We start from the raw sequence: 20,399 nt of genomic DNA on the forward strand, positions 1-20,399 counted from the left end.
CTCCCAGAGGTTGCCCTAGCTTTACCAGGCGCTGGGCTAGCTCTTTCTAAGGAATCAAATATGACTGGTAGGCTTAATTATTTGGGATTGGCGGGAATACTTACTCTGATCATTACAGGGTTGCATGTTGGTTGTATTCTGTTTGGTGCGGAATGGTATCGATTTTTAGGTGCCGGAGAGGCAATGGCTCAAATGGCTGAAGCTGGAGATTCTTATCCTACAATAGTTACAGGGATTATTGTGAGTGTTTTGCTAGTTTGGTCTGCGTATGCTTTTTCCGGGGCTGGCCATATACTCAGACTCCCATTATTACGCACAGGGCTTACACTTATATCTCTAGTGTTGCTTGTGAGGGCGCTCGGTTTTTACTTTATAATGCCGGCTTTTCCAGATAACTCATTAACCTTTTGGCTTGTTAGTTCAGCATTGTGCTTTACTTTAGGTGTAACCTACTTGCTAGGCTTGCTTCAGTCATGGGAGCGTTTATCCAGCGAGGCCTAACCAAGCTGTCAAGAATTGTTACTAAAAATACAACAGTAAGAACCTAAAGCATCGCTTAATTTGCATGATCCTTTTGATCAAAATAGAAGTAGTTTCTAGAAGTTTTATATTAATATCTGATGTAGCCAACATAACTTTGTCATCTCAAAGAAGAGGATATATGGGGTTGGATGTATCTCTAAAAGAGCAACTCATACCCTGATTTTTTAAGTTCTTTGTTAACGAGTCTACGTAATTTGGCTGTGCACCTGCGGTTAGCCCTCTGGTTATATAAGCGGGATATCGTTCGTAGAGAAGGGAGTCTGCGGCTACCAATGCCGTCGATAACCACAAAATGGCTATTAATCTCATTCCATACAATATTAACCGTACGTAAGTCACGAACGACAATAAAGGTCTGCTCTAACCATTTTATTAGGTCAATAAGGCCGTCAATATGCTTCTGGTTGAACTCCTGACTGGTGATCAATTTATGAAGAGTATCAGCTAACTCTCCAGTACGTTTTTTAACGGCTCTTACAGTAATCCCCAGCCCTAAGTTAGTATCCACAAATCCTTTAAATTCTTGTACAAAGTGCGTATCTTTTACCTTACCTTCGCGCAAATAGATGTGCTCGGAAACCTCCTTTATGTATGGCCAATAGTAAGTAAGTCGGCGTAGCCGAGTGGAGATGGAAAACTTGTAATCCATTGTTCTTCTAAACTGATCACTGATTACTTTAATAAGGAGATCATCTGATTCCGGGTGAGGAAATACTAGCTTCTCATTTCCCTTTGCGATGGCTTGGTCTAACCTTAACTGCATATCCATAGTGCTTGCTCAAGAAAACTAGTTTTTTTTATTTTGTATTCCACTTTGAGGCTTGGTAGCTGATCAAAGGGAATGACTACTTAATTATAGTTAATATTTACTTTTTCTCTTGCGAAATGTTAGTTGAGAGAAAATGGGTTTAACTGCTGTGCTGATACTGGCTGTAAATTCTAGTGGACTTTATTTGTATAGGTACGGTGGTTTAGCAATTGGTAGTTAGGGAGTGAGTAGATGTATTTTTCTGGAGACTAAGAGAGTCTCTGAATAATTTCTTGATACCTCTGGCCTTTAAATCAAGATGTGGCTTTGCAGGGGTGTCTAAACCTTTCAAACAGTCGCAATGCTGAGTATGAATGGCTCTGCAAGCACCGTAAGGGCTGGCCATGGAGGCCACTGGTGCTGCGTGCACGAAAAATAACCGAAAAATCTGATTTGAGAAAGTAATAGAGTGCGCTATGCAGCTCGTTTGAAGGAATGTGTTTTTATAAATTGAATTGAGGTTATATGTGTGCTGAGGGTGCTATTTTTTGGAAAGCTGCCGTTAATGGCTATGTGGGCATACCTATTGCCGGTGAAGAATAGAAGTATTTTCTTTAGGTTTAATGAAATCTGATAATGCTCGATTTTTTTAAAGATTAACTTATGCTCTTTATCATTTACTGCGATGATTTTCTATCTTAAATTTTCAAACACGTGAAACAGTCTAACCGAAGCCTAATGACTATTTCTCTCCACTATTGACTCTATCAACCAAAAGAGTCATATGTTTTATCTTTGGGGTTTATCTATCAATACCCTCGCTTCGCCGATACTTCGTATTTGGGGTGTTGAAACTCATTTTATTTCAGTGCTTACTATAAAACAGAAAATTGAAGTTTTCTTTTTAGAAGCCTTTTTAGTTAATTTTATGTTGCGGTCTTATAAGAATGATTAATGTAAAGAGAGCGGGTTTAGGTGCATTGGTAGTTTCATCGGTTCTTATGGGGTGCTCTGTTGCCGATAATAAGACTGGTGTGACTGATAAGAAAACCGTTGACGATTCGGTGTTACTCTATAGCTTAGCGGATCAGTATGCCGAAGTATATTTAGAAAATTTCCAACCATATGCTTACTTCTCCGATATGGAGCTGGAGAGACACAACCTTTTCTTAAGTAACTCCCCCGCGAACTCTGCCTCTCTAGCGGCCTCTGAGGACAAAATTCTCAGTAAATTGGCTGAAATAGATTTGAACGGGCTAAAAAGTGATCAAGAGAAAGTGTTCTACTTCAAGCTGAAAGAGCGATTGGAGTCGAATGTTGGCTTAAGGGTCTGTAAGACTGAACTCTGGTCTGTTGATCATATGTTTGGCCCCCATATCATACTTGGATTTTTGACGGAGGTTCAGCCGGTTGAAACTGCCCAAGACAGGGCAGATGCGATTGAGCGTTGGCTTGACGCGGCTCGTTACTATGAGCAAGAAATAGCCAATCTCCGCCGTGGGTTGGAGCAAGGCTACTCCGCACCTCAGAGTGTGGTTAAGAGAGTCATTCAGCAAGTTGATGGTTTGACCCAAGTACCCATTGATGAGCATCCTTTCCTGGGTTTAGCGAAGAAAGCTAAGGACCCGGAATTTGAGGCAGCATTTAAACAGGTACTTTCAGATCACGTTATCCCCTCAATGGTGAATTATAAGAATTTTCTAGAATCCACCTATTTACCTGAAGCCAGAGCCGAGCTTGGCATCCATGCGATTCCAAATGGCCGTGAATGCTATATGGCTCAGTATCGTTCTTATACGACATTGCAGAGAACACCAGAAGAAGTTTTTGAGTTGGGTTTAAGTGCTGTCAACGCAAACAAGAGCGAAGTGGTTCGCTTAGGCAAGGAGTTCTATCAAGTAGATTCCTATTCTGAGGCAGTGGCAAGGGCCAGTGAAGATAAAACTCAGAAATTTAACAGCGCTGATGAAATGCATCAGTTTTTTGAGCGCTTGGTCGATAAGTCTAGAGATTTAACCGTAGACTTTTTCCATGAAATGCCTTTGATCGAAATGGAAGTGAAGGCCATCCCTGAACATGAGCAGGGTTCTGGTCGCAGTGCACACTATATTCCGGGCACTAAGGAGCGAAAGGCAAGATTTGGATATGACCCGACAACCTATCAGGATGAGTCATACGCTTCTGCAGAGAAGGTAACTATCCATGAAGGATACCCGGGCCATCATATGCAAATTGCTCTCGTTCAAGAGCAGGAAAAGTTTCATAAAATAGAAGATGCCTTGTCTAACTCTGCTTTTGCTGAAGGTTGGGGCAGGTACTCTGAACATCTAGCGGAAGAAGCTGGGATGTATCAGTACGGGTCCACCAAAATCCTTAGGCGTGCTTGGCCTGCCCGAGGTATGGTAGCGGATAGCGCAATGCATGTACTCGGTTGGAGTGATGAAAAAGTTGCGGAGTTTTTGCAGGATTCTGGCGCTTCATTTGCGAAAGGCCCGAGTACTCTAATGGACCGAATGGCAGTAATGCCCGCCCAGCTTACCTCTTATGATTCTGGTGCCCTCGAGATTTTCGCCTTGCGAGAACTGATGCAGAATGAACTGGGTGAGGACTTCGATATTAAGGACTTCCATGAGATTATTCTGAGAAATGGCAATGTCCCTATGGCCGTACTGAGTGAACAGGTAAGGGACTTTATCGAAAAAAAGAAGAAAGGTTAATTTAGGATCTTTACTAACTCAGTCCCACACCCATGCGGGACTGAGTTATAAATAGGCTTAGCAAGAGGCTTTTATCCTGCTCCTCTAAATTCCCATCTGCCTGGAAGCCAGATCCCGCATTATTTCTTCAGATCCGCCACCAATCGCATTCACCCGCACTTCACGATAGATACGCTCAATCCGACTGCCACGCATATAGCCTGCGCCACCTAACACCTGCATCGCTTCCCGGGCGCAGAATTCAAGGGTTTCTGTGGCTTGGACTTTGAGTAGAGCGATATCGGCTACCTTGAGCTGATGCTGTTGCTCCGCCCAGGCGCAGAGGTCCAGATAGGCTTGGGTGGCATTGATGCGTTGAAGCATCTGGGCAAACTTGTGTCGAATCACCTGGTGATTGGCGAGGCGCTTTCCGAAAGTTTGGCGCTCTTGGGCCCACTCAATGGCATCTTGCAAACAGACCCGGCTGAATTCTACACAAGAGGCGGCAATGCCCAGGCGCTCGCGATTGAAGTTGTGCACTATGGGTAAGAAACCTTGGTTCTCACCGCCAATTAGATTGCTCGCGGGCACGCGCACCTGATCAAAAAAGATACTGGCCGTATCAGAGCACCACCAGCCCTGCTTTTTATCGAGTAGCTGCCGGCTTACCCCTTTGGCATCCGCAGGGATTAAGAGCAGGGAGATACCGCCGAAGCCTTCTTCACCAGTGCGCACGGCAGCAGTAAACCAGTTAGCGCGCATGCCGCCAGTGATATAGGTCTTTTCGCCGGTAACGATATAGCCATCCCCATCACGCTCTGCGCGGCACTGGAGATTGGCTACATCGGAGCCTGCGCCTGGTTCGGTAATTGCCAGGGAAATATGCTTATCACCACGTAATACCGAGGGAATAACCTGATCTTTTAGGGCCTCGCTGCCATAGTGCAGTAATGGGGGCAGGGCAATGCCGTGGACCATTAGGCTGGCGTAGAGGCCACCAGCGCCGGGGCGGGCTAACTCCTCTGCGGCAACAATCATATGGAAGACATCGGTTTCGATGCCGCCGTAGTTTTCCGGATAACTCATCTGCAGAAGGCCAACTTCTGCCGCTTTTTTCCAAAGTTCAGCGGGCAGTTGGCCGTCTTCGTCCCATTGTGTGATGTGGGGAGTAATCTCACGGTCGACAAAGCGGCGTAACTGGGTGCGCCATTCCTGATGGCCTTCGTCATAAAAGGGGCTTGCCATACGGGAGGCATCAATATCGTACATGCTGATCTCCTTTAGGAAGTAGCGTCACTGGGAATTTTGGCGGTTTCCGTGGGAGCAGCTTCGATTTGAACTAACAGCTGGCCACCGCGTACCTGGTCTCCTTCACAGGCGCCCAGTTTAATTACGGTACCGTCACGGTCTGCGCGCAGGGCGTGCTCCATTTTCATGGCCTCCATTAAGGCGATAGTGTCTCCCCGCTGAACTCTTTGATTGGGCTCAACCAATACCTGCACCAGGCAACCGTCCATAGGAGCGGTGATGCGGCCACTGCCTTCGTTAAGGCTCGATTTGGCTGGGGCGTGGGTGATATCGACAAAATGAAATTGCCTGCCGTCTAACAGGAGATGCAGATTGCTTTGGTTGGCTAGGAGCAGTCTCTTTTGGCTAACGCCATCCAGCAGGAGTTCAGCACTGTAAACTCCACTTTCTTTTTGTGATTTCTCAAAATGGACCCACTGAATCAGGAACTGCTGGTTGCCTACTGAGATTTGATAAGAATTATCTACTAACGCCAGCAGCTCACAGTTTAGAGTTTGCCCTGAAATTTCCAGTCGGTAGTTGGTCGGCACGCTGTTGTCGCCACTGCGCCAGTCACTGCGGCCGCTGCGTCGATCCTGAGGGTTGGCTTGGTGCAAGTGATTCAGTAATGCGGCTTGGGCTGCAACTACTGCTGGAACCGCTTCTGCGGATGTCAGCGTGCTGTTTTGGTCGAGAAAACTGGTATCGGCATCGCCAGCGATAAACCGTGATTCGGCCAGGATCTTCTGCAGGAAATGGATATTGTTTTTAGGGCCGATAAATTCTAGCTGGCTTAGGGATTGGGTTAGCTTGCGCCGAGCTTCTTCTCGATCCTGTCCCCAGGCAATTAATTTGCCGAGCATAGGGTCGTAAAATGGCGTAATTTCGCAGCCACTTTTCAAGGCGTGGTCGATACGGATTCCTTGCCCCTTTGGCGCCTTCCAGTGGAGCACTTTTCCGGCCTGGGGCAGGAATTGTTGTTCCGGATCTTCGGCATACAGGCGGACTTCAATGGCGTGGCCATGCTGGGTGACTTGCTGCTGGGAAACGCATAGGGCTTCGCCGCGTGCTACTGCCAGTTGCCAAGCTACCAGGTCAAAACCGGTTACCATTTCTGTTACCGGGTGCTCTACTTGCAAGCGGGTGTTCATTTCCAGGAAATAGAATTCGTCGTTGGGGCAGAGTAGAAACTCTACGGTGCCCGCGCCTAGATAACCGCAGGCTCGCGCGGCGTCGACCGCGGCTTGCCCCATTCTTTCCCGCAGCTGGGTGTCGACCGCTGGGGAAGGGCACTCTTCGACCACTTTTTGATGGCGTCGTTGTACGGAGCAATCTCGCTCCCCCAGGTGAATACAGTTGCCATGACGATCCGCAAATACCTGGATTTCGATATGGCGAGCGTTGACCAGTGCCTTTTCCAGAATTAATTCGTCGCTGCCGAATGCACTCATGGATTCACTGCGGGCGGCGCGCAACTGGGAGGCCAGTTCCCTGTCTCCGTGAGCCAGGCGCATGCCGCGCCCACCACCGCCTGCGGCGGCTTTGATCATTAACGGGAAGCCAATGCGCCGTGCCTCGGCGATCAGGGTGTCGTCGTCCTGGGCACCCTGGAAGCCGGGAATACAGGGTACGCCGGCAGCGGCAACAAACTCCTTGGCTTTGCGTTTGTTGCCCATTAGTTCTATGACTTCGGCACTCGGGCCAACAAAACTCAGTCCATTTTCTTCGCAAGCGCTGGCAAATTCCGCATTCTCAGCGAGAAAGCCGTAGCCGGGGTGGACGGCGGTGGCTCCGGATTTTTTAGCCGCGTCGAGAATTTTCTGGATATCCAGATAGGACTCCGCCGAAGTCTGCCCTCCAATGGCGACGGCGATATCGGCAGTCTGTGCGTGAAGTGCATCGCAGTCCGCATCGCTGTAGACGGCGACTGTGCGATAGCCCTCCGCCCGGGCAGTACGCATAATTCGCAGTGCGATCTCGCCGCGGTTGGCGATTAACAGGGTCTCTGTTGTCGACATCAGTGCTGCCACTCCGGTGATCGTTTTTCCAGAAATGCACGGGCGCCTTCGCGCCCTTCATGGCCTTGAATTGCGCGGGAAAACTGTTGTGCAGCGCCGTCGAGTAGTTGGCCGAGGGCAGTCTCATCGCTCACCCGCGCTGCATCCAGCAAGATCTGCTTGGTCGTTGCCAGGGCGCCGGGAGCGCAGGCATTGATCGCGCCCAGGTGTTCCTGCAGCGCGCCTTCGAGGGCCTCGGAATTATCGAGTAACTGGTGGATTAACCCAATTTCCAATGCCTGCTGTGCATTGACTTTGGCTCCGCTGAGGGCCAGGCGTCGGGCCTGGGAGAGGCCGACCCGTGCCACGACAAAGGGAGCAATTTGTGCAGGCGGTAAACCCAGGCGGGTTTCTGGCAGGGCAAAGCGGCAACTGCGATCGGCGATGGCAATATCGGCACTGCAAGCGAGCCCGAAACCACCGCCCATTACGGCACCTTCCAATACCGCAATGACCACCAGGGGGGTGCGATTAAATCGCTCCATCAATTCGCCGAAACGGCGGTTGAGGTGGAAGAACGCATCGCTATTACCATTACTCGCGCCCTGTTGCGCATTGAGCATATCGGCAATATCACCACCGGCGCAGAAATGGTGTTCTGCGCCCCGCAGTACCAACGCTCGCACCTGCGGATCTTCTTCCGCTTCTGCGAGCTTTTGCAGAAGCTCATCTACCATTTGCAAACTGATGGCGTTGCGCTGTTGTGGCCGGTTTAGGGTGAGATGGCAGGCGATGCCGATGGTCTCATTAATAATTGTCTGCATAGCCTGACCTTATGCGTTGGGTTTACGCTTGCCGGGCAGTATGCCCATCAGCTTACAGATAATGCCGAGCATTACTTCATCGGCACCGCCACCGATAGCGGTGAGGCGGCTATCCCGGTAAGCGCGGTTGATAACGGTTTCCTCGATATAGCCCATGCCACCCCAGAACTGCAGGCACTGATCGGGAATAGAGCGGGACAGGCGGCCAGCCTTGAGCTTGGCCATAGAGGCGAGGGTAGTGACATCTTCACCGGCTACATAGGCTTCCACGGCACGCCAGGTTATTGAGCGCAGGCATTCCACCTCGGTCTGCATTTCCGCGAGGGCAAAGTGAATGGTTTGATTGTCGATCAATGGTGCTTTAAAGGCCTGACGTTCGCGCACATAGTCGATGGTGCTGCTCACGCAGTTTTCCAGGCCCTTTAAATTAAGTGCGGCGCCGGCGAGGCGCTCTTCCTGGAATTGCAGCATCTGCAGCAGGAAGCCGGCACCCTCATCGCCGATGCGGAAATGTTTGGGCACTCGCACATTGTCAAAAAAGATAGGGGCGGTTTCTGATGAGCGCATGCCCAGTTTGTCGAGCTTTTCGCCGATGCGTACCCCTGGCGTTTTTGCCGGAATAATGATTAGGGATTTGTTGCTGTGGGCTTTGCCCTCACTGGTATTCACCAGGGTGCAGAAAAAGTCTGCGCAGGGGGCGTTGGTGATCCACATCTTGCTGCCGTTGATCACATAGTCGTCGCCATCGCTTTTGGCAGTGGTTTTAATTGAGGCAACATCGGAACCGGCGCCGGGTTCGGATACGGCGATTGCGCCGATCATCTCTCCGTTCACGGCGGGAATCAGGAACTGCTCTTTGAGATCCTGGCTGCCGAAGTTGGCCAGGGCAGGGGTACACATGGAAGTCTGTACCGAAATCGACAGAGGCACGCCCCCACAGTGGGCTCCGCCCAGCTCCTCCAGGAAAACGGTTTCATAACTGAAGTCGAGACCTAGGCCACCGAAGTCTGTGGACTTGCTGATACCTAGCAGGCCCAGACCGGCCAGTTGTTGGAAAATTTCGCGGATGGGAAAGCGGCCGGCCTTTTCCCATTCGGCCACGTTGGGATTGATTTCCTGCTGTACAAAGTTTTGTACGGTGCGCTGCAGTTCCCGGTGTTGATCGCTAAATATCATTATTATTTTCCCTGCCTTGAAGTGTGAACCCGGTGATGGTGTAAATGAGCAACTGCACTTCCTTGTTGCCCAGTTTTTTCGAATTAAAACCTAGCTACGCCAAAGGTATTTTTGTTGAGTTTGCTCTGTTCGGCCTCATTGCAAACTTCTAACAACATACCTAAAAGTTTGCGCGTATCGCGGGGATCGATAATGCCGTCATCCCAGAGGCGCGCACTGCAGGCGAGAGCATCGGAATTGCCCTGCATAAATGCGCTGGTGTCGTTTTCCAATTTGTTTAATACCGCCTCATTCACATTGCCGCTGCGTTGCATTTTCTGCTCGGTGACGATGCGCATTACCTTGCCGGCCTGGGCTGCGCCCATCACTGCGGTGCGGGAATTGGGCCAGGCAAAAATAAAGCGGGGATCGAATCCGCGACCGCACATGGCGTAGTTGCCGGCCCCATAGGAGCCGCCTACGACAATGCTGAGTTTTGGTACGCTGGCATTGGCCACGGCCTGAATCATTTTGGCGCCGTGCTTGATGATGCCGTTGCGCTCCACCTCGGTACCCACCATAAACCCGGTGGTGTTATGCAAAAACAGCAGTGGCGTGCCACTCTGTTCGCACAACTGAATAAACTGCGCGGCCTTGTTGGCGCCCTTGGGGGTGATCGGGCCATTATTCCCAATAATTCCCACAGGGAAGCCTTCGATACGAATATGGCCGCACACGGTTTGTCGATCGAATTCCGGCTTAAAATCCAGCATGGCGGAGCCGTCGGCGATACGAGCCAGTATTTCGCGCACGTCGTAAGGCTTTTTACTGTCTGCTGGAATCAGGCCGAGCAGGTCGTCGATAGGGTGTAGTGGGTCCCGGTAATCTATTTGTACTGAGTTTTTAATGGGTGAGGGTAGGGCGGCAACAATCTCTCTTGCTATGCGAATACCATCGGCGTCGTTCTCTGCTAAGTAATCGCCACTGCCGGATTCGGTACAGTGCATTTCCGCCCCGCCGAGGCTTTCCGCATCGGCAATTTCACCGGTGGCTGCTTTTAGTAGCGGCGGCCCAGCCAGGTACATGCCGGTTTGCCCTCGCACCATAACGACATAATCTGACAGGCCCGGCTGGTAGGCGCCGCCGGCAGTAGCGCCGCCGTGTACCACGGTTACTTGCGGAATACCGGCGGCGGACATTCGCGCCTGGTTGGCAAAACCCCGCCCACCGGGAGCAAAAGTGTCGCTGGCGTACATCAGGTTGGCGCCACCACTTTGCGCCAGGGCGACTACCGGCAAATGATTTTCCAGAGCGATCCGCTGCATTCGCAGGGCTTTATCCATCCCGGCTGGTGAGATGGTGCCGCCTTTTACGGCATAGTTATCAACCCGCACCATACAGCGTCGACCACTGATTTGACCGATGCCGCAAATGGCACCGCCACCTGCACCGGTACCGTCCTGGTCGTCAAACAATTTATAGCCGGCGAGGGAGCACAGTTCGACAAAAGGGGCGCCGGGGTCGAGGAGCAAATTAAGGCGCTCCCGTGGCAGCAGCCAGCCCCGTTCACGATAGCGGGCAGCCTTACTTTTTTCAGCTTGAACCGGACGTTGCTCAGCTTCACGAAACTGGTTGATCTGCTCGAGCATGGCAGCTTGGTTGTCATTGAATTCTGCCGAGCGGTTGTCGAGCTGGGAATCAATCGGCTGCATTAGAGCTTGCCCTCCGCTTCCAACTCTTCCACAACTTGAGGCCGGCGTTTGCGATGGAATCCGTTAAAGCGTTTAGAGTTGTTCGCGGCTTGTGGCTGCCAAAGAGGAGAGTGGTGCTTGAGGCTGGAGCCACCATCGATACGCAGCGTTTGTCCGGTGATATAGCTGGCCGCATCGGAAAGTAGGAAGCACACGGCCCCGCTAACTTCCGCTTCCTCTCCCAATCGGTAGAGGGGGATACTGTTACGGAAGCCCGGTAGTAGCTCGCGCAGGAATTTGGGGTCGTAAGTATCAAAGCCGCTGGAAAGAATATAGCCTGGCGCCACGGCGTTAACTCGAACGCCAAATGGCGCCCACTCCAATGCAGCGGTTTCGGTAATATTTTCCATGCCTGCGCGAGCGGCACCGGAGTGGCCCATCATTGGCATGCCGCCGGCGTTATCTGCGGTGATATTTACGATACTGCCGCCATGTTGTTTCATCGACTGCACAAAAACTTCGCGGGACATTAAGAATCCACCGAGCAGGTTACTGCGTACAACAGCATCGAAGCCTTTTGTGTTGATCTGCTCAAGGGGGGAGGGGAACTGGCCACCGGCATTGTTCACCAGCCCATGAATTTGGCCTCGGGCCTGGACAATTTGCCCAACCGTTTCCTGGACACCCTCTTCATCGCGAATATCCAGGCTGAACAAACTGCACTCACCACCATCGTTATTGATTTCACCGGCAACCCTTTCCAGCTTGTCCAATTTGCGCCCAATCAATACAACATGGGCGCCGAGGCTGGCCAGTTCGTGTGCGATACAACGGCCAATACCACTGCCGCCGCCGGTGACGATATAGGTTTGCTCGCTAAAGCTGCCTGAACGCAGCTGGCTTTGATAGCGCATGAAAGTTTCCTTTTCTTGGGCCTTTAAGGCCTATTCAGTTTTTATTGTTCTTGTTGGCGCTTGCGCCTGCGTGTGGGAAAACGCAGAATAGCTCAACGCTACCAAGCAAGCGCTTGGTATTCAAGAGTTGGCGCCTTTTTGATTGTGTGATTGTTAGGTTGCCGATTAGTCTGCAAAACAAAGCAAAAAAGAAAGCAAAGAATTGGGAGTGTTTCGTGCAAGAGGGCGCACAAGTGGTGGTAGAGGTGCAAGGTGCTATGTCGCCACAGCAACTGATTGGAACCCTGGTAAAGGCAGGAGAGCTTACAGACCCGGCCTCCCCGCGGGGGCGATTGCTCAATGCTGCCGCGCGCCTGTTTGAGCAAAAGGGCTTTTCACGTACTACTGTGCGAGACCTGGCGGCGGAAGTGGGCATTCTGTCTGGCAGTATTTTTCATCACTTCTCCAGCAAAGAGCAGATTCTCTGCGAGGTGATGAAGGAGGTAACTATTTTCGCCAGTGCTCGTATGCGTAGTGCGGTGGAGCAGGCCGCGTCACCTCAGGAAAGACTGCGGGCCTGTATTCAGTCTGAGCTTGAGGCGATTCACGAGCGGGCGGTGCCGGGCTTTTCCATCTTGGTAATGGAGTGGCGTAGTTTGTCAGATAAAAGCCAGAAAGAGGTGTTGTTGCTGCGCGATGAGTACGAGCAAATATGGCTGGATGCGATTAATTCCGCCCGTTGCCCAGGTGGGGATGCTACAGTGGTGCGCCGACTTATGGTTGGTGCATTGAGCCATACCTACAGCTGGTTTAAAGCTAGGGAAAATGGATTGACCATTCCCGAGCTCGCCGATCGGGCCTATCAAATCTTCGCGCCCAAATCCTAAGCGTTAACAATACGAGTTACTGGCAGGGTGCCGTTAAAACTGTGCACTTTGCCACCTTTCCTGCCAATTTCTCTCTTTTGAAGAATTTCCTGAGAACTGGTGCGCACCTGTTTTTCTCCGAATCTTTTACCCTGCGCGCAAGATGATAAGAATGTGACAATAAGTGTCACTTGGTGACGGGAGAAGGGAATGGCGGGCCAGGATTTATACCAGGTGGTTTCCACGGGAAGGACACTCCACGCCAAAGAAGCAGGGGCTGTGACTCGGGATATCGCCAAACTATTTTCGGTTCCTGAGGCCCAGGCTCGCAGATTACTGTTAAAAGGCTGGGTGATTAAAGACAGCCTGGCATCGTCACAGGCCCTGGAGTACAGGGCCAAGCTGCACAAGATCGGTCTTCGTGCCGAGGTTTGCCCTGCGGGAAAGTTCGATAACCAACAGCTGATTGCAAAAATCAAAGTGGCCCAACGGCGCAAGGCCAATGCAGCAGAAAAGATGCCGACAAGTACGGCCTCGGCAGATGCATCCAAGGCTGGGACTACACGAGCGCAAGAGGTAGAGAAACCACTTTCGGTGAGCAATGCCAAAGGAAGCGTTGCCCCCCCTATAGATTCCGAAAAGATCAAACCACAGGCAACAGAGCCTGAAGCCAATGAAAAGAGGCGGTTCTTCAGCAATAGAAAAGCGCAGCTGGCTACAGTGGGTTGGCGGGTGCTTTTTGGATTACTCCCTGCTTTAACGGTACCCACAATTTTTATCGGCTTGGCAGCTCTGTGTCTCTATGGTGCCGGTGCACTGCTCTGGCAAACTCCCTTGGCAGTTTGGCAGGGGGAATTAACTGGGGGCACTTTACTTATCAGTCTAGGGGGGGCGGCAGTCTTTATTTTTTTATTGTTGCTGGTCGCTTTGCCTTATTTTTGCTTCCCTCGAGAAATGCGCCCAAGGCCTGGCGAAGTCCCTCTGAAGCAAGCGGACAACAAAGATTTATTGCCCTTACTTGAGCAATTGTCTAGTGCAACGAAACTGCCCAGGGTGCAGGAGCTAATAGTCAGTCCAGACGCTCGTATTTATTGCGAGCCCAGGTTTTCTGAGGTGATGCGTCAGCAATTGCGGTTAAACCTGGGCCTGGCCAGTGTGGCTTCCCTTAGTGGCCGCGATACCCTGGCGTTAGTGGCACGTAGCCTTGGCCTTTTTCAGGGAAAACTCAATGGGCTATTGGCCTGGCTGGTGTTAGATGGCGTTAGGCGCTTGGAGCTGATGCAGTGGGCACTGGAAAATGATCGAAGTGTGCTGTACCGAAGCGGGGAACCGGGTCCGCTGAAATCCTTGCATCAATTACTGGCAACTTGTGGCCACTTTCTATTGCCATTGATTGAGCGGCTAGAAAATCTGCACCGTATTGTCACTCGGGGCAGCGCACGCTATCTGGAATGCCGGGCTGATTTCTGGGCTGCCGACTTGATTGGCAGTGGGGCTTTTGCCGAATTTGCCGAGAACTGGCATCGCCTGGTGCATGCCGACCTAATGGTTGCCGAGACCGCCCGCGAGGCCTCGGCAGTGGGACAGTGCTTTGAAAATATCCCTGCTGCTGTAGCCTGGACACTGAACAATCTGGATGAGGAAACCAGTAATACCATTGAGCTTGCGATGGCTCAGGCCAGTGATCCCTGGGATGTTTTTGAGGCGGCGGATCTACAGCGTATTGAGGTGGTTCAAAAGCGCAATATTAGTGGGCGTCTACAACGGGAGCTTGGCTGCACGGAGCTTTTTGCCGATTTTCCCAAGTTGGCCAGTGAGGTCAGCGGGGAGGCTGGCGCGTCGGACTGTCAGGTTGTGGAGAATCGCCGATTACTTTGTGCCAGTCGCGAAGCGGAGGAGGCGTTACAGATCCTGGATGTTTATTTTAACCGTCTGCCGCCGCTCAACCTGCTGCCACTACGCAGGCCTGCGACTCAGGAAATGCAGGCGATGGATTTACAGGCCAGTATCAATTGGCTAAGGAGCAAGCTCATTGAGCTGCGTGAACTCCGGGAACAACGTGAGAGCACACGTCAGCTTATGGTGTCGGTGCAACTTGGCGCGGCGCTGATTCGGGCCAAGGTGCGTATCGAGCCACAGGAATACTCTCTGAATAGCGCAAGCCTCGCAGCGGCGCAGGAAGCATCGGCGTTAAAGCGATCTGAGTTGGAGGAAATCGAGCGTCAGCTGCAGAAGATCTACTCGGTGTTTTACCAACGGTTGTGTTTGGCTTTAGTCGCTATGCCGGCACGGGAGCGCCAGCAGGCAAGGGGAATGCTTAGCCAGTTGGCTGCCTACGACGCTTTGGCTACACACCTTGAGCGCCTTGCGGGGTACAGCACCAGTCTCTCTGTATTCTCACGCCGCTTATCCCCAGGTCTTGCCGAGCGGGAATTGGTACAGAAATACCTGGCCCTCTCTGCTCGGGAGCTGGATGCGACCTTTGCCACAGTGGAGTCTTCTGAGCTATTAAAAGCCCAGGGTTTGGATAGCGCACTTTGTATTAAGGCAAAACGCGAGCCATTGCAACAGCTACCGCAGCGCCACCAGGAGGCGTTGGCCGTGGTGCGTACTATGGAGTCCCGCTGTAACTATGCAAGTACGGTAATTCTGGAGCGCTATCAAATCCAGCTGGCGGCCCTGCTGCAACGTTGTCTGCACAGAGAAGGGCAGCTGGAAGTGAATCCTTTACGTCTCCTGCAAGCGGTTTAGAGCCTGTTGGTATTCAATGAGTTGTCGCCAGGCTCTATCCGCCGGCAAGCTTCACTTTGTAGTTTTTGGATTCCAATAACGCTTTGATTTCCGCGCGCTTATCGCCCTGGATTTCGATCACACCGTCTTTCAGGGCACCACCGCAGCCACAGCGTTTTTTCAATTCCGCCAGTAGTAACTTCAGCTCACCATCGGTGCCGTCCACGCCACGCACACAGGTAACCCCTTTGCCCTTGCGCCCTTTAGTCTCTCTTTGGATGCGCACAATCCCATCACCCTGGTGACGCTTCTCTGCTGCGGGCTCTTCTTTGATACGACCGCGGTCGGTGGAATAAACGAGACGGTTCTCCTTGGCCATGGTTGGGCGCTCTCCAAAAAATTGTTGCACAGGGTAACTGGGGCGCGATTGTGCCCGAGGCGTGGGGGAAGTCAAAGAGGTCGCGTCCGAATATCTGGATGAGGGTGGAATAGGGGGCGACCCACCAGCCCCCAGCAGGTAAAATTTGAGCGCAAATCCTTGGTAGCTGGTAGAAGAGGTTGATCCATGGCGTTGACTGGACGTCGCAAACTGCTCAATGAAGTGATCTTTGGCACCGAGACGCCCGCAGGGCGCAACTTTGATGTGTTTTTGATCTGGGCAATTTTAATTAGTGTGGCACTGGTACTGCTGGCTTCAATTGGACCAATAGCTGACCGTTACGGCACGCTCCTGATCACATTGGAATGGCTTTTTACCGGGCTGTTTACCCTGGAATATGCCGCCCGTATCTATTGTTCAGTAAACAGGCGCAAGTATATTTTCAGTTTCTACGGTGTTGTTGATCTGCTGGCAATTCTGCCCAGCTATCTGGCTCTTCTGTATACCGGTGCAACCTACCTGTTGGTAATCCGTTTGCTACGGGTGTTGAGAATCTTCAGGATATTGAAGCTGGTGCGTTATTTACAGGATGCCAACCTGCTACTGCGGGCCCTGGGTTTGGCCCGGCGAAAGATCCTGGTGTTTTATTCCAGCGTACTAGTGATGTGCGTCATCTTCGGCTCATTGATGTTTGTGGTAGAGGGGCCGGAAAATGGATTTACCAGCATCCCCACCAGTGTTTATTGGGCCATTGTAACGATTACCACGGTTGGCTACGGGGATATCTCTCCGCATACGCCACTGGGTCAGGCGATAGCGGCCATGACCATGTTGATTGGTTATTCAATTATCGCTGTACCCACCGGAATTTTGACTGCAGAGCTGGCCGGTGAGATGCATCGCGAACGCAAGCATCACCGCTGCAACAACTGCGGGCGCAGTGTCCATGATCCAGATGCTGAGTTTTGCAAGTTTTGTGGTTACCGGCTCGAGCCGTCTTTACAAGTGGAAGAGGTTTGATTTGATTGCGGGTGCCTCACAGAGGCTCCCGCTAACCCTAATTTTTGCGGATTACCATTCGTCGGGTACACGTACCGCGACTACGTTGGCCTTAGCGCAGAGGCGCCCGTCACTGCTGAGTTCACAGTGCAGGATAGTTTTCTTGGGGCCGCGCTCGACAATGGTGGCTTCCAAGAGTACTGGTAGATCAATAGCGGCGGGAGCCAGGTATTTTATGTCCAGCTTGCCGGTGGCGAACCAGATCTTGTCTCCGCTACCTATCTTGCGACCAGCCTGCAGATAGCCATCGGCGATAGCGGTACACACAGTGTGGCAATCGATGACTGTGGCGATAATGCCACCGTTCAAATATTGAGCGGGCCCTGCATTGTGGTAAGGGCTGGGAGTGAATAGACAGCGGGACTTATCCGGCTCTACCCAATAGCTTTTAATACGCAGGCCTTGGTCGTTGTCTGGCCCGCAGCCAAAACAGTGGTTGCCTTGAATCTGATCCTGAATGGCGATTTGCTCAGTCATAACTATCCCTCGCTGTGGACGCGCATAGTAACGATTTGCGCCAGGGAGGGGAAGAAACTAACCTTGCGGACCTGCAATAGAGTTACCCAAATTATTTGGACCTAGATACATGGAAATATACGGCTTTTGCGCTCCCGGTTTTGAAGCCCTGTTCGAGGCTTTCGCCAAGAATTTTCGCGAGTGTGGAGATACCGGTGCCGCCTTCGCGGTGCGCCAGCATGGCGAGTTGATCTGCTCCCTGTGGGCGGGCAGCGCCGATCGGGATGGGGAGCAACCCTTTACCGAAGAGACTCTGGTCAACGTGTTTTCATCCAGTAAGGGTGTACTGGCACTGCTGGCTATGCAGCAAGTGCAGGCTGGCAAACTGGATCTGGATCGCCCGGTTGCAGACTATTGGCCGGAATTTGCACAGCACAAAGAATCTGTCACCGCGCGACAATTACTTAGCCATCGCAGTGGTTTGGTCGCTTTTCGCGAGCGGGTTAAAGACAGTCTTATTTACGATTGGCAAGCGGCCTGCGATGCGGTTGCCGAAACAGCCCCCTGGTGGGAGCCGGGTAGTGAACAGGGGTATGCGCCTTTTCTCTACGGCTGGAGCCTGGGCGGCCTGATCGAACGGGTTGCTGAAAAACCTCTGTTGGAACTTTATCGGGAAATGCTAGCCAAACCCCTCAATCTCGATGGCGGCTTTGGTGCGCTGGGGCATAGTTCAAGCCGAATTGCCGATGTGAGCCCATTGAAACAGCCATTGCCGGAGTTGCGTGAGAATGCCATTGGCCGGGCAATTAAAGAGGATCGCAAAGGCCCCGTGGCCATGGCGTTTAGCAACCCCGTTAGCTTGATGATGGGCACCAATAGCCCCGAGTGGCGCGGTGCCCTGATTCCTGCAGCCAATGGCCATTTCAGTGCGCGGGATCTTGCCGCAGTTTACGGGGACCTGGCGGGGGGAAATCCAATTACCCTGGGGCAAAAATGGGTCGATGAGGCTTCCCGAGAGCAGAGCCGTGGGCGGGATAAAGTATTGCAGGCCGAGGTGAGTTTTGGCTGTGGCTTTATCCGTAGTACTCAGGCGGCCGATCTGCGTTTTGGTGGAAAGCAAGGTTTCGGTCACCCTGGTGCTGGGGGCAGCGTCGGCTTTGCCGATCCGGAGCAGGGACTGGGGGTGGGTTATATCACTACACGACTGGGGCAGAGCCTGTTTATGGATCGGCGCGCGGTTAGTTTGGTCGAGACTCTGTACGGATTATTGAAATGACAGAAGACGTTTTAAAACTGATGGAGCGAATCGACGAGCTGGAGACTCGCTTGGCTTTTCAGGAAGATACGATTTCTCAATTGAATGATGTCATTGCGCGCCAAGATGCGGATATTCGCTCTGTAGTAGCAAGAATGCGTGAGCTTGGGGAGAAGTACAGCGCGCTGACCTTTGAAATGCAGGCTGGCGGCAAGCCAGTCGACGAAAAACCCCCTCATTACTGAGGAACATTAAAAGTAGGGGAATAAAGTAGGCGGGCACGCCACTTGATTGCCTTAATAATATGCTGGCGCAGAAATACAAATTTGCTGGCTTTGATGAAATTTATGTCGACAGGCATCGCCAAAATTTATTGAAAATAACTCGATGTCACTTCGGCGCTGCCTTAAGTATTAAAGCGTCTAAAAAAGTTTGTATTGTATCGTCTTTGCTATTGACAAACTTTTCCACACTCAATAGTGGGCTAACTGGCGCTCTAGTATTTATCGGCCCAGCTGGTACATAATTTCTTGCGTCGCCTATAACTCGTTGTTTTTAAAGAGAAAACTAGAGAGTTTAAAAAATAAACAAATCGCTGTAAGCGAGAGTCAATGCCGCCTGGCGGGGACCTTCGTTTATTAATGCACAAAGTTATCCACAGAAGCTGTGGAAGAAGTTTGCAGCGTTTACTTTTTGTGCAGCAACTTAGTGCGAAAGTGCCGCAAGCTGGAAATTCGATGCTTGCAATGGGGACTGGTCAATAGAACTGGTAATGGCTTCGCCGTAATCTTCACATAATTTGGTTGGGTTGATTCAGCCGCCGGTCAGCTTTTAGCTGGATAATGCCGGCACTGTGATGGAGCACTGGGTTCAGTGCGTCCCGATACCCATTTATTAAAAGTGCGTTAGGAGAACCAATAATGAAACATTGGGTAGCAATTCTCGCTATGGGCTCACTGGTAGGCTGTTCCACCCTGGATCCCTACACCGGTGAAAGCAAAACCAGTAATGCCGCCAAGGGGGCCGGAATAGGTGCCGTAGCAGGTGCTATTGTCGGCGTGGCAACAGCGAGTAAGAAAGACCGCAAGAAGGGAGCTCTGACTGGTGCTCTGGGCGGTGCCGCGATTGGTGGTGGTATCGGTTACTACATGGATCGCCAGGAAATGGCTTTGCGCCAGCGTCTGGAAGGCAGTGGTGTGAGAGTCCAACGTGAAGGGGACAACATTCGCCTGATCATGCCGGGCAACATCACTTTTGGTTCCAATCGCTCAGATATTCGCACGGATTTCTATGACACGCTCGAATCCGTAACGGTAGTTTTGCAGGAGTTTAATAAGACCGCCATCCGCGTGAGTGGCCATACCGACAGTACTGGTTCCGACGTGTATAACCAGTCCCTGAGTGAACAGCGGGCTAACTCTGTGGCGAGCTTCTTCAGCCATAACGGCGTTTCTTCCGGCCGCGTACAGGCTGTTGGTTATGGTGAGCGCTATCCGCTGGCCAGCAATAGTTCTGAGTCTGGCCGTCAGGCCAACCGTCGTGTTGAGTTGGAGTTACTGCCTCTGTAAACACTTTGTGCAGCGTATAAACTGCTGCACTGTCAATCACTGCGTCTCGATAACCCCAAGCCCAGGTGGAAGTCTTGTACGCAGTGAAGTTACTTTTCTTTTTTAGCTAATAAAATTCCAGTTGAAACCTTTCCCTCTGTATAAATTCTCTCCTTTCGATTTCTATTAGACACTGAGTTGCACAAGGTTCTAGCGGACACCCCGGACGTTTTTTACACCCATATAAGTTTTGCTCCGACAAATGATTCCGGT

The 20,399-nt window shown here is 51.6% G+C and carries 17 protein-coding genes; 8 read left to right on the top strand and 9 right to left on the bottom strand.

All coding sequences use genetic code 11. The features are described 5' to 3' along the window. Positions 1 to 60 precede the first annotated feature (60 nt). Positions 61 to 501 (top strand): hypothetical protein, encoded by a 441-nt coding sequence (locus ACJJIB_RS10575; RefSeq protein WP_444888856.1) that lies wholly within the window; start codon positions 61 to 63, stop codon positions 499 to 501. A gap of 178 nt (positions 502 to 679) precedes the next feature. On the opposite strand, the gene ACJJIB_RS10580 is transcribed toward ACJJIB_RS10575, so the two are convergent. Then, positions 680 to 1,312: a YrbL family protein gene (locus tag ACJJIB_RS10580; RefSeq protein ID WP_444888857.1), complete on the bottom strand. Its 633-nt coding sequence runs from the start codon at positions 1,310 to 1,312 to the stop codon at positions 680 to 682. Between the two features lie 1,013 nt (positions 1,313 to 2,325). Between ACJJIB_RS10580 and ACJJIB_RS10585 the strand changes: the two genes are divergently transcribed. Continuing rightward, a complete protein-coding gene (locus ACJJIB_RS10585; protein ID WP_444888858.1) occupies positions 2,326 to 4,008 on the top strand; it encodes a DUF885 domain-containing protein in 1,683 nt (560 codons plus the stop codon). Positions 4,009 to 4,092: 84 nt separating this feature from the next. On the opposite strand, the gene ACJJIB_RS10590 is transcribed toward ACJJIB_RS10585, so the two are convergent. The 6 genes from ACJJIB_RS10590 to ACJJIB_RS10615 all read right to left on the bottom strand — a co-directional run bounded on the left by ACJJIB_RS10590 (position 4,093) and on the right by ACJJIB_RS10615 (position 11,855). Next, a complete protein-coding gene (locus ACJJIB_RS10590; protein WP_444888859.1) occupies positions 4,093 to 5,256 on the bottom strand; it encodes an acyl-CoA dehydrogenase family protein in 1,164 nt (387 codons plus the stop codon). Positions 5,257 to 5,267: 11 nt separating this feature from the next. Next, a complete protein-coding gene (locus ACJJIB_RS10595) occupies positions 5,268 to 7,292 on the bottom strand; it encodes an acetyl/propionyl/methylcrotonyl-CoA carboxylase subunit alpha (RefSeq protein WP_444888860.1) in 2,025 nt (674 codons plus the stop codon). Continuing rightward, positions 7,292 to 8,095, bottom strand: a complete 804-nt coding sequence (locus ACJJIB_RS10600; protein WP_444888861.1) for an enoyl-CoA hydratase/isomerase family protein — start codon at positions 8,093 to 8,095, stop codon at positions 7,292 to 7,294. Before ACJJIB_RS10600 ends, ACJJIB_RS10595 begins: the two co-directional genes overlap by 1 nt. 9 nt (positions 8,096 to 8,104) lie before the next feature. After that, complete coding sequence (locus ACJJIB_RS10605; protein ID WP_444888862.1) at positions 8,105 to 9,271, bottom strand: acyl-CoA dehydrogenase family protein; 1,167 nt, start codon at positions 9,269 to 9,271, stop codon at positions 8,105 to 8,107. A gap of 83 nt (positions 9,272 to 9,354) precedes the next feature. After that, entirely contained in the window at positions 9,355 to 10,962 is a 1,608-nt protein-coding gene (locus ACJJIB_RS10610; protein ID WP_444888863.1) for an acyl-CoA carboxylase subunit beta, read from the bottom strand. Beyond that, entirely contained in the window at positions 10,962 to 11,855 is an 894-nt protein-coding gene (locus ACJJIB_RS10615; protein WP_444888864.1) for an SDR family oxidoreductase, read from the bottom strand. The genes ACJJIB_RS10610 and ACJJIB_RS10615 overlap by 1 nt, the downstream gene beginning before the upstream one ends. 215 nt (positions 11,856 to 12,070) lie before the next feature. Between ACJJIB_RS10615 and ACJJIB_RS10620 the strand changes: the two genes are divergently transcribed. Then, positions 12,071 to 12,721 carry a TetR/AcrR family transcriptional regulator gene (locus ACJJIB_RS10620; RefSeq protein ID WP_252085690.1) on the top strand — a complete coding sequence of 217 codons (651 nt, stop codon included), beginning with the start codon at positions 12,071 to 12,073 and terminating at the stop codon, positions 12,719 to 12,721. 189 nt (positions 12,722 to 12,910) lie between these two features. Next, positions 12,911 to 15,451, top strand: a complete 2,541-nt coding sequence (locus tag ACJJIB_RS10625; RefSeq protein ID WP_444888865.1) for a hypothetical protein — start codon at positions 12,911 to 12,913, stop codon at positions 15,449 to 15,451. Between the two features lie 34 nt (positions 15,452 to 15,485). Here ACJJIB_RS10625 and yciH read toward each other — a convergent pair whose 3' ends face one another. Continuing rightward, positions 15,486 to 15,809, bottom strand: a complete 324-nt coding sequence (yciH, locus tag ACJJIB_RS10630) for a stress response translation initiation inhibitor YciH (RefSeq protein ID WP_252085692.1) — start codon at positions 15,807 to 15,809, stop codon at positions 15,486 to 15,488. A 186-nt stretch (positions 15,810 to 15,995) separates the two neighbouring features. Between yciH and ACJJIB_RS10635 the strand changes: the two genes are divergently transcribed. After that, positions 15,996 to 16,829, top strand: coding sequence for an ion transporter (locus tag ACJJIB_RS10635; protein WP_444888866.1), 834 nt, complete (start codon positions 15,996 to 15,998; stop codon positions 16,827 to 16,829). A 51-nt stretch (positions 16,830 to 16,880) separates the two neighbouring features. On the opposite strand, the gene ACJJIB_RS10640 is transcribed toward ACJJIB_RS10635, so the two are convergent. Continuing rightward, a complete protein-coding gene (locus ACJJIB_RS10640; RefSeq protein WP_444888867.1) occupies positions 16,881 to 17,345 on the bottom strand; it encodes a PaaI family thioesterase in 465 nt (154 codons plus the stop codon). 109 nt (positions 17,346 to 17,454) lie between these two features. On the opposite strand from ACJJIB_RS10640, the gene ACJJIB_RS10645 reads away from it, so the two are divergent. The 3 genes from ACJJIB_RS10645 (at position 17,455) to ACJJIB_RS10655 (ending at position 20,147) form a co-directional block, all read left to right on the top strand. Next, entirely contained in the window at positions 17,455 to 18,600 is a 1,146-nt protein-coding gene (locus ACJJIB_RS10645; RefSeq protein WP_444888868.1) for a serine hydrolase domain-containing protein, read from the top strand. Next, a complete protein-coding gene (locus tag ACJJIB_RS10650; protein ID WP_252085696.1) occupies positions 18,597 to 18,824 on the top strand; it encodes a SlyX family protein in 228 nt (75 codons plus the stop codon). The genes ACJJIB_RS10645 and ACJJIB_RS10650 overlap by 4 nt, the downstream gene beginning before the upstream one ends. A 675-nt stretch (positions 18,825 to 19,499) precedes the next feature. Continuing rightward, a complete protein-coding gene (locus ACJJIB_RS10655; protein ID WP_252085697.1) occupies positions 19,500 to 20,147 on the top strand; it encodes a YiaD family glycine zipper/OmpA-like lipoprotein in 648 nt (215 codons plus the stop codon). Positions 20,148 to 20,399 lie beyond the last annotated feature (252 nt).

It is taken from the genome of Microbulbifer mixtoriginis (SeqCode), from assembly GCF_052467705.1.